This window comes from Streptomyces sp. DSM 116793 (assembly GCF_057320905.1).
In genome coordinates this window covers 6,331,614-6,346,223 of sequence record NZ_CM170494.1, presented here as the reverse complement: position 1 = coordinate 6,346,223, position 14,610 = coordinate 6,331,614, and the positions used below count along the sequence as shown (strand labels likewise).

General features: G+C 74.4%; 15 protein-coding genes. 5 read left to right on the top strand and 10 right to left on the bottom strand.

Going from position 1 to position 14,610, the window contains the following annotated elements:
* Positions 1–44: 44 nt before the first annotated feature.
* Complete coding sequence (locus ACSMXW_RS24930; RefSeq protein WP_485799505.1) at positions 45–719, bottom strand: DNA-3-methyladenine glycosylase I; 675 nt, start codon at positions 717–719, stop codon at positions 45–47.
* Positions 716–1,072 carry a DivIVA domain-containing protein gene (locus ACSMXW_RS24925; protein WP_485799504.1) on the bottom strand — a complete coding sequence of 119 codons (357 nt, stop codon included), beginning with the start codon at positions 1,070–1,072 and terminating at the stop codon, positions 716–718. The genes ACSMXW_RS24930 and ACSMXW_RS24925 overlap by 4 nt, the downstream gene beginning before the upstream one ends.
* 267 nt (positions 1,073–1,339) lie before the next feature.
* On the opposite strand from ACSMXW_RS24925, the gene folP reads away from it, so the two are divergent.
* Positions 1,340–2,212, top strand: a complete 873-nt coding sequence (gene folP, locus ACSMXW_RS24920) for a dihydropteroate synthase (protein WP_485799503.1) — start codon at positions 1,340–1,342, stop codon at positions 2,210–2,212.
* Between the two features lie 245 nt (positions 2,213–2,457).
* On the opposite strand, the gene ACSMXW_RS24915 is transcribed toward folP, so the two are convergent.
* The gene (locus ACSMXW_RS24915) at positions 2,458–3,207 is read right to left on the bottom strand and encodes an LOG family protein (protein WP_485799502.1); all 750 of its coding nucleotides are present in this window, start codon (positions 3,205–3,207) and stop codon (positions 2,458–2,460) included.
* 202 nt (positions 3,208–3,409) lie between these two features.
* On the bottom strand, positions 3,410–4,495 hold the full coding sequence (gene dapE, locus ACSMXW_RS24910) for a succinyl-diaminopimelate desuccinylase (RefSeq protein ID WP_485799501.1): 1,086 nt from the start codon (positions 4,493–4,495) through the stop codon (positions 3,410–3,412).
* Between the two features lie 116 nt (positions 4,496–4,611).
* On the opposite strand from dapE, the gene ACSMXW_RS24905 reads away from it, so the two are divergent.
* Together ACSMXW_RS24905 and ACSMXW_RS24900 are read left to right on the top strand one after the other, a co-directional pair.
* Complete coding sequence (locus tag ACSMXW_RS24905; RefSeq protein ID WP_485808285.1) at positions 4,612–5,595, top strand: heavy metal transporter; 984 nt, start codon at positions 4,612–4,614, stop codon at positions 5,593–5,595.
* A gap of 461 nt (positions 5,596–6,056) precedes the next feature.
* The gene (locus tag ACSMXW_RS24900) at positions 6,057–6,395 is read left to right on the top strand and encodes a hypothetical protein (protein WP_485799499.1); all 339 of its coding nucleotides are present in this window, start codon (positions 6,057–6,059) and stop codon (positions 6,393–6,395) included.
* Positions 6,396–6,537: 142 nt separating this feature from the next.
* Here ACSMXW_RS24900 and dapC read toward each other — a convergent pair whose 3' ends face one another.
* Both dapC and fdxA read right to left on the bottom strand, forming a co-directional pair.
* On the bottom strand, positions 6,538–7,644 hold the full coding sequence (gene dapC / locus ACSMXW_RS24895) for a succinyldiaminopimelate transaminase (RefSeq protein WP_485799498.1): 1,107 nt from the start codon (positions 7,642–7,644) through the stop codon (positions 6,538–6,540).
* A gap of 173 nt (positions 7,645–7,817) precedes the next feature.
* On the bottom strand, positions 7,818–8,138 hold the full coding sequence (gene fdxA / locus ACSMXW_RS24890; protein WP_212908730.1) for a ferredoxin: 321 nt from the start codon (positions 8,136–8,138) through the stop codon (positions 7,818–7,820).
* Positions 8,139–8,278: 140 nt separating this feature from the next.
* Between fdxA and ACSMXW_RS24885 the strand changes: the two genes are divergently transcribed.
* Positions 8,279–9,553 (top strand): GNAT family N-acetyltransferase, encoded by a 1,275-nt coding sequence (locus tag ACSMXW_RS24885; protein ID WP_485799495.1) that lies wholly within the window; start codon positions 8,279–8,281, stop codon positions 9,551–9,553.
* 99 nt (positions 9,554–9,652) lie between these two features.
* Positions 9,653–10,582, top strand: coding sequence for a transglutaminase family protein (locus tag ACSMXW_RS24880; protein WP_485799493.1), 930 nt, complete (start codon positions 9,653–9,655; stop codon positions 10,580–10,582).
* Between the two features lie 201 nt (positions 10,583–10,783).
* Here the strand turns inward: ACSMXW_RS24880 and ACSMXW_RS24875 are convergent, their stop codons facing one another.
* From ACSMXW_RS24875 to ACSMXW_RS24860, 4 genes are all read right to left on the bottom strand, one after another.
* A complete protein-coding gene (locus tag ACSMXW_RS24875; RefSeq protein ID WP_485799491.1) occupies positions 10,784–11,398 on the bottom strand; it encodes a response regulator transcription factor in 615 nt (204 codons plus the stop codon).
* Positions 11,395–12,567: a sensor histidine kinase gene (locus tag ACSMXW_RS24870; RefSeq protein ID WP_485808283.1), complete on the bottom strand. Its 1,173-nt coding sequence runs from the start codon at positions 12,565–12,567 to the stop codon at positions 11,395–11,397. The genes ACSMXW_RS24875 and ACSMXW_RS24870 overlap by 4 nt, the downstream gene beginning before the upstream one ends.
* Before the next feature lie 131 nt (positions 12,568–12,698).
* The gene (locus tag ACSMXW_RS24865; protein WP_485799490.1) at positions 12,699–13,439 is read right to left on the bottom strand and encodes an ABC transporter permease; all 741 of its coding nucleotides are present in this window, start codon (positions 13,437–13,439) and stop codon (positions 12,699–12,701) included.
* Positions 13,436–14,389 (bottom strand): ABC transporter ATP-binding protein, encoded by a 954-nt coding sequence (locus ACSMXW_RS24860; RefSeq protein ID WP_485799488.1) that lies wholly within the window; start codon positions 14,387–14,389, stop codon positions 13,436–13,438. The genes ACSMXW_RS24865 and ACSMXW_RS24860 overlap by 4 nt, the downstream gene beginning before the upstream one ends.
* Between the last annotated feature and the right edge of the window lie 221 nt (positions 14,390–14,610).

Sequence of the window (14,610 nt, the reverse complement as noted above, 5' to 3'; positions counted from 1 at the left end):
GGCGCCCCGCAGACGGCTCAGCATCGCGGCGGAGCGGACGTGGCTCAGTCAGTGGGCGCCGTGCGGGATGCGCAGTCCTTCAGGTGGTCGTCGACCAGGCCGCACGCCTGCATCAGGGCGTAGGCCGTGGTGGGGCCGACGAAGCGGAGGCCGCGGGACTTGAGAGCCTTGGAGAGGGCCCTGGACTCGTCCGTGGTCGCGGGGATGTCGGACAGGGTGCGCGGGACCGGGCGCGCCGCCGGGTCGGGGGCGAACGACCAGATCAGCTCGTCCAGCTCACCGGGGGTCCAGGTGGCGAGCACGCGGGCGTTGGCGAGCGTCGCGTCGATCTTGGCGCGATTGCGGATGATCCCGGGATCGGCGAGCAGCCGCTCGCGGTCGGCCTCCGTGAAGGCCGCCACCGATGTGATCTTGAAGTCCGCGAAGGCGGCGCGGAAACCCTCCCTGCGGCGCAGGATGGTGATCCAGGACAGGCCCGACTGGAACGCCTCCAGGGAGATGCGCTCGAAGAGCGGGTCATCGCCGTGCACCGGGCGGCCCCACTCCTCGTCGTGGTAGACGGCGTAGTCCTCCGTGGAGAGCGCCCAGGGGCAGCGGAGCACGCCGTCGGGCCCCGGCAGCGCGGCGCCCGCGGCGGGAGAGCCCTCGGCCGCGGGCCCGCTCCCGGCCGCCGGTCCCTCCCCGGCGGCCGGACCGCCGCCCACCGCTTCACTGCTCATCGGGTCTCCTCCGGGAAGTCGTAGGGCGGGCGGGAGCCGCCGGCCTGGTGGGCATGGGCGCCCGCGAGGGCGGATTCGAGCTGGGCGATCCGGGCGTCGCGCTCGGCCAGCTCCGCGCCGAGCCTGCCCAGCGCGTCGTCCACGTCCGCCATCCGGTAGCCGCGCACGGCCACCGGGAAACGGAGGGCCTCCACATCGTCCCGGTGGACGGGACGGTCCTGGGGCAGCGGGTCCTGGAGCCGCTCGGGCGGCGCCTCGGGCAGCACACCGCTCTCGCCGCCGCCCACCACGGCGAGCGTCACCGCCGCGACCACGACGACGAGGGCGACGACCAGGAACAAGAACACGACCATCTTCGGGAGGTCCCCACGCTCGGATGCCGACTCGATGCCACTGCGCTGCCGCCGCACGCCCGGCGCGCGGCGCCGACGGCGGGCCGCCGGGTGGCCGGCGGGCACCGCCGCCGGCCACGGCGGGCGTGGCACGCACGGCGGCCCGCGCCGGCCACTCGGTCGGCCACACGAACCGTCGGACTCCGATCGTGCCATGCCCCTGTGACAATGAGGGCACGGACAGGATCGGCGAGCGCGGAGCGCTCGGCAGCGAGGAGGCAGAACGGGATGCCGCAGGGGACGCTCAGGCTGGGCCACCGTGAGTTCGGCCCGCACGAGCCGGTCATCATGGCGATCGTCAACAGGACCCCTGACTCGTTCTACGACCGGGGCGCCACCTTCCGCGACGAGCCCGCCCTGACCCGGGTCGAGCAGGCGGTCTCCGAGGGGGCGGCCATCATCGACGTCGGCGGCGTCAAGGCGGGCCCCGGGGACGAGGTGACGGCCGAGGAGGAGGCGCGCCGCACGGTCGGCTTCGTGGCGGAGGTGCGCCGCAGGTTCCCCGACGTCGTGATCAGCGTGGACACCTGGCGGCACGAGGTCGGCGAGGCGGTCTGCGCGGCGGGCGCGGACCTGCTGAACGACGCATGGGGCGGCGTCGACCCCAGGCTCGCGGAGGTCGCGGCACGGCACGGCGCCGGCCTGGTGTGCACGCACGCGGGCGGTGCCCGGCCGCGCACCCGGCCGCACCGGATCGCCTACGAGGACGTGATGGCCGACATCCTGCGGGTCACCGTCGGCCTCGCGGAGCGCGCGGTGGCGCTGGGCGTGCCGCGCGAGTCCGTGCTGATCGACCCGGGGCACGACTTCGGCAAGAACACCCGGCACAGCCTGGAGGCCACCCGCCGGCTGGGCGAGATGACGGACACCGGCTGGCCGGTGCTCGTCTCGCTCTCGAACAAGGACTTCGTCGGCGAGACGCTCGACCGGCCGGTCAAGGAGCGCCTGCTGGGGACGCTGGCGACGACCGCCGTGTCGGCGTGGCTCGGGGCGCGGGTCTACCGCGTGCACGAGGTCGCCGAGACCCGGCAGGTGCTGGACATGGTGGCGTCGATCGCCGGCCACCGGGCCCCGGCCGTGGCCCGCCGGGGGCTTGCGTGACGCCTGCCCGCCGTGCGCGGAGCAGGGGGCCTGCGCGGCCCGCGGCGAGCGGAACCCGGCCGCCCGTGAGCTGCCCCGCGGCGAGCGGAGCCGGGAGGCCTGCGTGAGCCGCCCCGCGGCGAGCCGAGCCGGGCGCCGGTCTCCGCGGACGGTCGCGTCAGCGCCCGCCGACGGCCAGGTCGGCACCCGCCGACGTCGGCGTCCCGCAGGCGGTCAGTGCGGACACGTGGTCCGCAGGCAGGCGGTCAGCGGGCGACTTCCTTGGAGACCAGCGCGACCGCCTCGTCCACGTCGTCGGTGACGTGGAACAGCAGCAGGTCCTTCTCGGAGGCCTTGCCCTGGGCGACCACCGTGCCGCGCAGCCAGTCGACGAGGCCGCCCCAGTAGGCGGAGCCGAACAGGACGATCGGGAAGCGGGTCACCTTGCGGGTCTGCACCAGGGTGAGCGCCTCGAACAGTTCGTCCAGCGTGCCCAGGCCACCGGGCAGCACCACGAAGCCCTGGGCGTACTTCACGAACATGGTCTTCCGGACGAAGAAGTACCGGAAGTTCACGCCGAAGTCGACATGGGGATTCAGGCCCTGCTCGAAAGGCAGCTCGATGCCGAGGCCGACGGAGATGCCCCTGGCCTCCCGCGCGCCCTTGTTGGCCGCCTCCATGGCCCCGGGGCCACCGCCCGTGATCACCGCGAACCCGGCCTCGACGAGCGCCCTGCCGAGCCGCACCCCCGCCTCGTACTCCTCGGAGCCCGGGGGCGTGCGGGCCGAGCCGAAGACGCTGATCGCGCTGGGGAGCTCGGCGAGGGCGCCGAAGCCCTCCACGAACTCCGACTGGATGCGCATCACCCGCCAGGGGTCGGTGTGCACCCACTGGGAGTCGCCCTCGGTGTCCAGCAGCCGCTGGTCGGTGGTGCCCGGCTGGATCTGCTCCCGCCGGCGCACCACGGGGCCCAGGTACTGCTCCTCCGGAGGTCCCCCTGCTTCCGGACTATCCATGTACATCCCCTTCCGCTGACGGTACGAACACTTCAGCGTAGAACCACGGACGTGGCCGGGGCCGTAACTCCCGATGACCTCCCCTTGCCCCTGCCCTGAAGGCGCGGAAGCGCCTTCAGGGCGCACGGCTCGCACGCCGGGGCATGGCGGCGCGCCCAAGGACCGTCGGCGGCCTGGACGCCCTCGGCGCCCCCGGCCCGCGTCAGGCCGTCGCCGTCAGCCAGGCCCGCAGCCGCTCCTCCGCCGCGAGGATCCTGGCGGTGTCGACATGCTCGTCCCGCCGGTGGGCCAGGTGCGGATTCCCGGGGCCGTAGTTCACCGCCGGCACGCCGAGGGCGCTGAACCGGGAGACGTCGGTCCAGCCGAACTTGGGCTGCGGAGTGCCGCCGACGGCCTCGATGAACGCGGCGGCGGCCGGATGCCCGAGGCCGGGCAGCGCACCGCCGCTGTGGTCGGTGACCACGAACTCCCGCACGCCGCAGTCCGCGAACACCTTCCTGACGTGCGCCACCGCCTCGTTCTCGGTGCGGTCGGGGGCGTACCGGAAGTTGACGGTGACCGTACAGGCGTCGGGGATGACGTTGCCGGCGACGCCGCCCTCGATGCCGACCGCGTTCAGGCCCTCCCGGTACTCCAGGCCGTCGATCACCGGGCGGCGCGGTTCGTAGGCGGCGAGGCGCTGCAGGATCGGGGCGGCGGCGTGGATGGCGTTGGCGCCCATCCACGCGCGCGCGGAGTGCGCGCGTTCACCGGTGGTGTGCAGTTGCACGCGCAGGGTGCCCTGGCAGCCGCCCTCGACCTGTCCGTCGGAGGGTTCGAGCAGTACCGCGAAGTCGCCCGCCAGCCAGTCGGGGTGGGCGGCGGCGAGCAGGCCGAGGCCGTTGAGGTGGGCCTCCACCTCCTCGTTGTCGTAGAAGACGAAGGTCAGGTCGCGTCCCGGCGCCGGGACGGTCGCGGCGAGGCGGAGCTGTACGGCGACGCCCGACTTCATGTCGCAGGTGCCGCAGCCCCACAGGATGCCGTTCTCGTCGAGGCGGGAGGGCACATTGTCCGCGATGGGCACGGTGTCCAGGTGTCCGGCGAGGATCACCCGCTCGGGGCGGCCCAGGGCGGTGCGGGCCACGACGGTGTTGCCGTGCCGGTCGACCGTGAGGTGCGGCAGGGCGCGCAGGGCCGTCTCCACCGCGTCCGCGAGCGGCTTCTCGGTGCCGCTCTCCGAGGGGAAGTCGACGAGCTGCGCGGTGAGCTGCGCCGCGTCCGACGTCAGGTCAAGGGGGCTGCGGTCCATGCCGACGACCCTAACGCGGTGCTCGCGTCCTCCAGTACCTTGGACCCGTGCTCCAGCAGTCCAAACCCCCCTCCCGTGTCAGGCCCGGTCGCCCACTGCGCTTAGGCGCGGCGTTCATGGTGCTGCTGGCGCTCGCCGGTTACCTGGTGGTGCGGTACGTCACCGGCGGCAGGGCGGGGCCGCGCTGCACGGTGGTGTCCGGCAAGGGCGACGGCGCGGAGTACCGCTTCTCGCCCGAGCAGGCCGGCAACGCCGCGGCCATCTCCGCCGTGGGCACCTCGCGCGGCATGCCGGAGCGCGCGGTGACGATCGCGCTGGCCACCGCCCTGCAGGAGTCCGACCTGCACAATCTGGACCACGGCGACCGGGACTCGCTGGGCCTGTTCCAGCAGCGGCCCTCGCAGGGCTGGGGCACCGCCGACGAGATCATGGACCCGGCGTACGCGGCGAGCGCGTTCTACGCCCGGCTGGCCAAGGTGCCCGACTACGCGCGGCTGCCGCTCACGGTCGCCGCGCAGCGCGTCCAGCGCAGCGCCTACCCGGAGGCGTACGCGAAGCACGAGCCGGACGCGACGCTGCTCGCCGCGGCCCTCACCGGCCGTGCCGCGGCCACCCTGACCTGCGAGGGCGACCCGACCCGGACCCCCGGTGACCCGGCCCGGGTGCGCAGGGCGCTCGTCCACGACTTCGGCAGCGACGTGCTCGCGACGGCCGCGTCCTCGGTGCCGCGGCACGGGACGGCGTCCGCGGGGAGCGGGACGGGACCGGGCGGGACGGCGACCGGGAAGCGGGCCGGCACCCCCGGCACCCCCGCCACCGCCAGCGCGTCCGCGTCCGCGGCGGCGGGCGGCCGGCGCACGGTGACCGTGCCCGTGCGGGCCGCCACGGGGAGGGCCGGCGGCGACGCCCGGCGGCGCGGCTGGGAGCTGGCCCACTGGGCGGTGGCGAACTCCGCGGCCCTGCACATCGCTCAGGTCAGCTATGGCGGCCGGCGGTGGAGCGCGGACTCGGGCGCGGAGTGGCGGAGGACGGGCGGCGACGACAAGGCCGGCACCTCGGCCGGCGGCGCCGACCGGGTCCTCATCGTCACGGCCCGCTGATCACCGCCCACCGCGAGAGGCCGGTTGCCCCGAGCGGGCCGGCCATCCGCCGGCAGAGGCACCCCGCCCCTGAGGCCCGGCCCCGCGCCCAGTCCCCGGCGCCCCGGTCCCTGGCGCCGCCCCTGACGCACCGGCCCCATGGCACCCCCGTGCGTCCGGGCACCCGTTCCCCTCTTCGCCCGCAGGAGGGACGGAGCCGGCCGCGCCGGGAGCCGGGAAGGGTGGTCCCGCACAGGCCGCGGCGGCCGCCGAAATCCGCGGATAGACCTGGACGTAAGGATTCCGCATTCACCGGTCACACATCGCTTTTGGCCGTTTTTATCCGGAGCGGATAATGCGTCGCATTACCGACTCTTTACCCACGGCTCCCGCAACCTTCAGGGCCTTCGAGCGGTAGTCACTGCGTCCGAGCGCGCATCGGCACCGATCTCTTCTCCGTCTTCCCGTCCTGAAGGAGCATCATGTCCCTCCCCCTGACCCGCCGGATCGCCCGTGCCGCGCTGCTCATCGCCGCGGGAGCGGCTCCCGTGGTCGGTGCGGCCGGTGCCGCGAGCGCCGCCCCCGCGGCCGGTCCGGCCGGGCTCAGCAGCCTGGACACCGCGCACGTGGGCGGCACGGTCGAGGACGCCTCGCAGCAGGTCGGCAAGACCGCGGGCGTGACCGGTGTGCACCCCGTGCGGACCGTCAAGAACGCCGTCCCTGACGTCACCGGCACCCTCGGCAAGGGCACGGGCGCCGTCGCCCCCGCCGCCGGTCAGGTCGCGAGCGGGGCCGCCACCGGCGGGCTGCCGGTGCGGTGACCGTGCGGCGTCCAGCCGCGCGCCGAGTGAGGTGAGGGGCCCGGGAAGCGGTTGCTTCCCGGGCCCCTGCCTTCCAGTTCCCCGCGTCCCCGCACCTCTCCCGGGGCACCGTATGGCGATGTGCTCCCCGTGGGCGCCGGGCTCAGCCGAGGCGGGACACCGCGGCCTCGATGCGCTCGTCCGTGGCGGTCAGCGCCACACGCACGAACCGCTCGCCCGCCGGGCCGTAGAAGTCCCCCGGCGCCACCAGGATGCCCAGCTCGGCCAGCCGGCCGACGGTCTCCCAGCAGGTTTCGTCGCGGGTGGCCCACAGATAGAGGCTGGCCTCGCTGTGCTCGATACGGAAACCGTGCTTCAGCAGCGCGTCCCGCATCGCCGCGCGCCGGGCCGCATAGCGCTCGCGCTGCACACGGACGTGCTCGTCGTCGCCGAGCGCCGCGATCACGGCGGCCTGAGTCGGAGACGGGCTCATCATGCCGCCGTGCTTGCGCACCTCCAGCAGCTCGCCGAGGACCCGCTCGTCACCGGCGAGGAACGCGGCGCGGTAGCCGGCCAGGTTGGACCGCTTGGACAGGGAGTGCACGGCGACCAGGCCCTCGTAGGACCCGCCGCACACCTCCGGGTGCAGCACCGAGACCGGCTCGGCCTCCCAGCCCAGCTCCAGGTAGCACTCGTCGCTGAAGACGAGGATCCCGTGCTCGCGCGCCCAGGCCACGATGCGCGCCAGCTCGTCCTTGGCCAGCACCTGCCCGGTGGGGTTCGACGGGGAGTTGAGCCAGAGCAGCTTGAGGCCCGCCGGGTCGAGCATGGTCGGGTCCGCGAACCCGACGGGTTCGGCGCGCGCCAGCCGGGCGCCCACCTCGTACGTCGGATAGGCCAGCCGGGGATGGGCGACCCGGTCGCCGGGGCCCAGGCCGAGCTGGGTGGGCAGCCAGGCGACCAGTTCCTTGGAGCCGACGACCGGCAGCACATTGCGGTGCCCGATGCCGGCCGCGCCCAGGCGCCGCTCGCACCAGCCGCTGATCGCGTCCCTCAGCTGCGGGGTGCCCCACACCGTCGGATAGCCCGGCGAGTCGGCGGCCGCGGCGAGGGCCTTCTGGATGACGTCGGGCACGGGGTCGACCGGGGTCCCGATGGACAGGTCGACGATGCCGCCCGGGTGGGCGGCCGCCGTGGCCTTGTGCGGCTCCAGCCTGTCCCACGGGAAGTCGGGGAGCCTGCTGGAGACTGCGCGCGCTGAGCTGGACACGGTGCTCACTCTCTCGTACGTACGGCACGGGCGCCTCCCGACGGGGCCGGGGCACCCGGTGCGGCGGCGCGGGCGGGCCGCCGCGGCAAACGCCTCGGTCCCGTACGGCGCTGGGGCCGTACGGGACCGAGGCGGCACGCTGGGCGCGCCGCGCACTGGTGGTGCGGTCCGCCTCAGTGCTCCTGGGGCGGCAGCGCGGCGATGAACGGGTGGTCGCGCTCGATCAGGCCGAGCTTGCTGGCCCCGCCGGGCGAGCCGAGCTCGTCGAAGAACTCGACGTTCGCCTTGTAGTAGTCCTTCCACTCCTCCGGAGTGTCGTCTTCGTAGAAGATCGCCTCGACCGGGCAGACCGGCTCGCAGGCACCGCAGTCGACGCATTCATCCGGGTGGATGTAGAGGGACCGCTGGCCCTCATAGATGCAGTCGACCGGGCACTCCTCGATGCACGCCTTGTCCTTCAGGTCAACACAAGGCTGCGCGATGACGTAGGTCACGCTGTCGTTCCTCCTCGGTAGGGCGCTGGCGGGCCTCCTCAGGCCCTGCCGCCTGGCGCGCTGGAGCGCGGCGTCGTCGATGCCCGCACCTAGTATCTCCGTTCCAGGACCGGATCCGAACACGAGGGGTGGGCAGTGCTGTGGAATTTGCCGCCATGGGGCGTCTCGAAGTCCGAGTGGGCCCCGATGACGTGGGCAAACGCGTCTCCATCCGCCGACTGGCCCAAGCCGGGGAGTCGGGCGGCAGGTTCACGGACACGGTCGGAATTCTCACATCGTGGGACGACGGGGTGGTGGTCGTGACCCGCCGGTCGGGCGAGCGGGTCCGGATGGCGGAATCCTCGCTCGTCGCGGGCAAGGTCGTACCGGCGGCGCCGGCCCGGCGCCGGGGGCCCTCCGCATCGTACGAGGAGCTGGCGCACGTCACGGCGCGGGCCTGGCAGCCGGTGGAGAGCGAACGGCTCGGGGACTGGCTCCTGCGGGCGGCCGTCCAGGGCGTCCCGGCGCCGGACGGGGGGCGGTTCGGCGGTGAGCGCGGTGGTGCGGCCACCGGCGTACCGGATCCCCGCCGCGCGGGCGCCGAGCGATCGGGCGCGGGGCGCGCGGACGCCGGCCGGGCGAGCGTGGATCGGACGGGCGCGGGGGGCGCGGACGCCGGTCGCCCGGGCGGCGCCGGGGACGCGGAGGGAAACCCGGGCGCCGGCGCAGCGCCGACGGCTCCACGGACCGGCTTCACGCGGCGGGCGAACTCGGTGCTGCCGCTGGGCGATCCGGGCCTGCCGCTGCCCGAGGCGCTCGCCCGCGTACGCGCCTGGTACGCGCGCCGTGGACTGCCCGCGTACATCCAGACGGCCACGGGCGCCGAGGGCACACAGGAACTGCTCTGCGCGGACCTGGAGGCGCACGGCTGGCGGCGGGAGGTGACCGCGGAGTTGCGGATCGCCCCGCTCGCCCCGGTGGCCGACCCACCCGGCGACCGGGCGGCCGGTGCGGAGCGGGTCCGGCTGGCCAGGGACGTCGACGACGGCTGGCTGCGCCGCTACCACCGTTCGGGCGGCGCCGGGGGGCCGGGCGGCGGCGTGGCGCGCGCGGTGCTCACAGCCGGGCCCTCGGTGTGGTTCGCCTCGGTGCCGGGTGAGGCGCCGCTGCCGGGTGAGGCGCCCGGGGTGCCCGCGGCGATCGGGCGCTGTGTGGTGGACGGCCGGTGGGCGGGGTTCATGGCGGTCGAGGTGGCGCCGGCCGCCCGCCGCCGGGGCCTGGCGACGGCCGTGATGGCGGCCCTGGCCCGGCGCGCCCTGGAGGAGGGGGCCTCGGCTGCCTGGCTCCAGGTCGAGTCGGACAACGCGGCCGGGCGGGCCCTGTACGACGGAATGGGATTCGACGTGCACCACTCCTACCACCACTATCGGGGGTGACGGCCCGTGCCGGACAGCGGCCGTACGGCCGTACGGCCGCACCCGTCTCCGTCCGCCGCTTGCCGCCCTTGCCGCCCCGGGATGAAAGGCCCCGCTCCGATGCCTGTGCCCCAGCCCCAGTCCCCGCCCCCACCGCGGCCCCCGGACCCGGCGCGCACCGCTCAGGTGCGGCGGGCCTTCGCCGAGGAGGCCCGCTCCGAGCGGCCCGACCTGGCGCTGCTCTGCCTGCTGGTGGGCGCGCAGGCGGACGGCGCACTGGACGAGGCCGGGATCGACGCGGCGCAGGTGGAGCTGGACCGGCTCGCGGGTGAGCTGCCGTTCCGGCCGGGCGGCCCGGAGGCCTGGGGCTCCGCGCTTGCCGAGCTGCTCGGCCAGCGGTACGGCTTCCACGGCACGCCCGCGGACTACCGCCGGCTGGACGCCTCGCTGCTCCACACCGTCCTGCGGCGCCGCCGGGGGCTGCCCATCCTGCTCTCCGTCGTCTGGATCGAGGTGGCGCGGCGGGCCGGGGCGCCGGTGTACGGGGTGGCGCTGCCCGGGCACTTCGTGGTGGGCCTCGGCGCGTTCGGGGAACGGCTGGCGCGGGGCGCGGAGGCCGGCGGGCCTGAAAAGGAGGCGCTCGCGGGGCAGGTGCTGGTCGATCCGTTCGACGGCGGGCGGGTGCTGGCGGGCGAGGACGCCGAACTGCTGGTCGCGGGGGCGACGGGCATGGCGTTCCACCCGTCGATGCTGACGCCCGCGGAGCCGCTGGGCGTGCTGATGCGCATCCTCAACAACATCCGCGCCTGGGCCGCGGCCCGCCCCGAGCACTCGGACGTCGCCCTGTGGGCGCTGGACCTCCAGCTCCTGCTGCCCGCGCATCCCGCGCGGCTGCGCCACGAGCGTGCGGAGTTGCTGGTGCAGCGCGGGGACTATCTCGGCGGGGCCGCCGAGCTTGAGGCGTACGCGGAGGTGGTGGCCGCGGTGGACGAGCGCGCCGCGGAGCGCGTGCGCCACCAGGCGCGCACGGCACGCGCCATGCTCAACTGACGCAACGGGGGCCTTCCGGCCCTGCCCGCCCCGGTGCCTGGGGCGCGGGGAGGGGGCGCCTCCCACGCCCTTGCGGCAGTGGGGGAGCGCCCAGCAGGTTGCTCGCGCAGTTCCCCGCGCCCCCTGGGGGCGCGCCGGCGCCCCGCCACCCCCAGGGGCAGCCGGGGCCGGCCCCGGCTCACCCGTCAGTTGGGGTGGGGGTCAGAGCCAGCCCTTTTCGCGGGCGATCCGGACCGCCTCCGCCCGGTTCCGTACCGCGAGCTTCTGAATGGCCGTGGACAGATAGTTCCGTACGGTGCCCTGGGAGAGGTTCAGGGTCCGGGCCAGCTCGGCGTTGGTCGAGCCGTCCGCCGCGGCGCGCAGCACATGCCGCTCGCGGTCGGTCAGCGGATTCGCCCCGTCCGCCAGCGCCGCCGCGGCCAGGCTCGGATCGATGACCCGCTCCCCCGCGAGGACCTTCCGCACCGCCGCCGCTAGCTGCGCGGCGGGCGCGTCCTTGACGAGGAAGGCCTCCGCGCCGGCCTCCATGGCGCTGCGCAGGTAGCCGGGCCTGCCGAAGGTGGTGAGGATGACGAGCTTCAGGCGCGGCAGTGCCCTGCGCACCTCCGCGGCGGCCTCGATCCCGGTCATGCCGGGCATCTCGATGTCCAGGAGCGCCACGTCCACCTCGTGCTCCCGTGCCGCGGCCAGCACCTCGTCGCCCCGTGCGACCTGGGCGACGACCTCTATGTCCGGCTCCAGGCCGAGCAGCGCGGCGAGGGCCTCGCGGACCATCGACTGGTCCTCGGCGAGCAGGACCCTGATCGTGTCGCTCATGCGCCGGATCCTACGGGGTCCGGGCGATCGGGCAGCGGGGTCAGCGGAACCCGGGCCAGCAGCCGGAAACCGCCCCTGCGTCCCGACACCGCCTCCAGGGTGCCGCCGACGGCCGTCAGGCGCTCGGTGAGGCCCGTGAGCCCGTTGCCGGGGGTCGCGGCGCCGCCCGTGCCGTCGTCCTCCACGGTCAGTTCGAGGAAGGCGCCGTCCAGGGTCTGGCGCTTCGTCAGCTCGATGCCGCACCGCCGTGCGCCGCTGTGCCGCACGACGTTGGTGACCGCCTCCCGCAGCGCCCACGCGAGCACCGACTCCCCCTCCTCGGGCAGCCCTTCGGGCAGCGCCGGCTCGCCCTCGGCGGGCATCACCGGGACGATGCCCGCGGCGGTCAGCGCGACCTGGGCGCCGGCCAGCTCGCCGAGCAGCCGGGGCCGGCGGTAGCCGGAGACCGCCTCGCGGACGTCGACGAGGGCCTGCCTGCTGACGCTCTCGATGTCCTGGACCTGCCGCGCGGCCTGCTCCGGCTCTGCGGGCAGCATCCGGCCCGCCAGCTCGCTCTTCAGCGTGATCAGCGACAGGGAGTGCCCGAGCAGGTCGTGCAGGTCGCGGGCGAGCCGCAGGCGCTCCTCGTTGGCGGCGAGCTGGGCGACCGTGGCGCGTGCCCTGCGCAGTTCGACGGTCGTCAGGACGAGCTGGCGCACGCCCGTCATCGCGAAGCCGCCGATCAGGGCGGGCACGAGCAGGCCGAGGTCGGAGCCGAGCGCGGTGCCGCCCGTGACCAGGCCGACCGTCGCCATCACGGCCGTGACGCCGAGGATGGACCAGCGGGCCACCCGCAGCGGCAGCGTGGCGCCGCAGGCCACCGCGACGTAGACGTAGAGCACCAGCCAGGCGGTGCTGAGCGCGAAGGACAGCGTGGTCGCGACGGCGAACAGGGCGGCGAGGATCGTCCAGACGACGTTGCCCTGGAGGGCCTTGCTGGTGTGCCGGAAGACCAGGGCGAGGTACATGGCCACGAAGGCCACCAGGCCGGTCCAGCCCCACACGTGGAACCCGGAGGTCCCGCCACCGCGCAGCAGGTCCTCCACCGGGTCACGGAGGAAGACCAGCCAGATGCCGATCCACAGCAGCTTGCTGTAGGCCTCGCGGCGGTTGCCGGACGGGCGGCCCATCGTGAACCACCGGTTGCCCTCCGGGGCGTGCCCGGGGGCCGGGAGCGCGGCGGCCGGGGCCCCGCCGGCTGCGGAGCCCCGGCCCGTCGGAACGGCCCGGGCGGTGTCGTCGCGGTCCCTGTCCATGACGCTCACGCCGTCTTGGTGTCCTTGCGGTACAGCCAGGCGGCGCCGCCGGTGAAGATGATGAAGTAGGCGACGAGGATGCCGAAGTCCTTCAGCTGCGGGTCGTGCCCCAGCTCGATGGCCTGACCGATGCCGGAGTAGGCGTGCGTGGGCAGCCACTGCACGATGTCCTGGAGCCAGTCCGGGAAGCCGGTGGTGGGGATCCACAGGCCGCCGAGGAGCGACAGCGCGAAGTACGTGATCATGGTGATGGGACGCACCGCGTCGCCGGTGGCCAGGTAGCCGATGGCGACGCCGAGCGCCGCGAAGACCAGGCTGCCGGCCCAGATGGAGCCGGTCAGCGCCAGCCACTGCGCGGCGCTCAGGCTGACGCCCTTGAGCAGCGCGGCGAGCACGAAGACGATCACGATGGACGGCAGGCTGACCACGGCGGCGCTGGAGATCTTGCCGAGCACGTAGCCGCGGCCGGGCAGCGAGGTGAGCCGGAGCTGCCGCACCCAGCCGTTCTCGCGCTCCTTCGCGATCCGCTCGCTGTTGCCCATCAGGACGGCGGTCAGCGCGCCGAACGACGCCATGGCGACCATGTAGTACGTCGGCAGGGTCAGGCTGGTGCCCGCCACCTTGCTGTCCTTGGACGCGGTGCCGGCGAGGATCAGGTACAGCGCGGCGGGGTAGACCACCGAGAAGAACAGGAACTTCTTGTTGCGCAGGGCCCGGACGAGTTCGAGCCTGATCAGGCTGGTCATGCGGTCTTGGCCTCCTCGGCGGCGGTGATGGCGACGAAGGCCTGCTCCAGACCGAGCCCGGCGACTTCGAGGTTACGGGGGTACAGGCCCTGCCCGTAGACGGCGTGCACGGTCGCGTCGGCGTCGGTGGACTGGATGCGGACGGTCTCCGCGGAGATGTCGATGCTGCTGAGGGACGGCAGCTTCGCGAGCTTGTGCCGCACCTGGTCGTCGATGGTCTCCAGGTCGAACGAGATCCGCCGCTGGCCCGCGCGGGCCTTGATCTCGGTGGAGCTGCCGTCGGCGAGCAGCCGGCCGCGGTGCAGGACCAGCACGCGGTCCGCGACCTCGTCGGCCTCCTCCAGGTAGTGCGTGGCGAACAGGACGGCACGGCCCTGGTCGGCCTGCTCGCGCATGGTGGCCCAGAACGCCTGCCGGGCGGAGACGTCCATGCCGGTGGTGGGCTCGTCCAGCACGATCAGGTCGTTGGCGCCGGCGGTGGCCAGCGCGAAGCGGACGCGCTGCTCCTGGCCGCCGGAGAGCTTGTTGACCTTGCGGTCGGCGAGGGAGTCGATGCCGGCGCGGGTGAGCACGTCGTTCACCGGGTACGCCCTCGGGTGCAGGTCGCAGCCGAGCTTCACCAGTTCGCGGACCGTGATCTCGTCCATCAGGCCGCCGCTCTGCAGCATGGCGCCGACGCGTCCGGCGACGATGGCGTCCCTCGGGTTCATCCCGAAGACCTTGACGGAGCCCTTGTCCGGGTGCCGCAGGCCGAGCAGGAGGTCGAGCGTGGTGGACTTGCCCGCGCCGTTCGGCCCGAGCAGCGCCACGGTCTCGCCGGGGCGCAGCTCCAGTGAGAGCCCGTCCACTGCTCGTACGGTGCCGTAGGTCTTGGTCACCTGGTCGAAGCGGACCGCGGCCGTGGTGGTCCCGGCGGTGCCGGCCGCGCCGGCCTCAACAGTCGTCGTCATGCACCCATCGTGGCGGAGCGCGTGCGTTCGACGGCAGTGCCGTCGGTCGTGAGTATGGGGTGACAGATGTCATGCCGTCCGGGATGACAACCGAACAAGCGAACCTGGCGGTTCGGGTGAGCCGGAGGGGTGCCCGTGGGGTGCCTGGGGCACGGGCCCGCCCCGGCGGTGGGTCGGGCACGGCCCCGGCTGCCCCCTTGGGACCGTGGCGACCTGCCGGC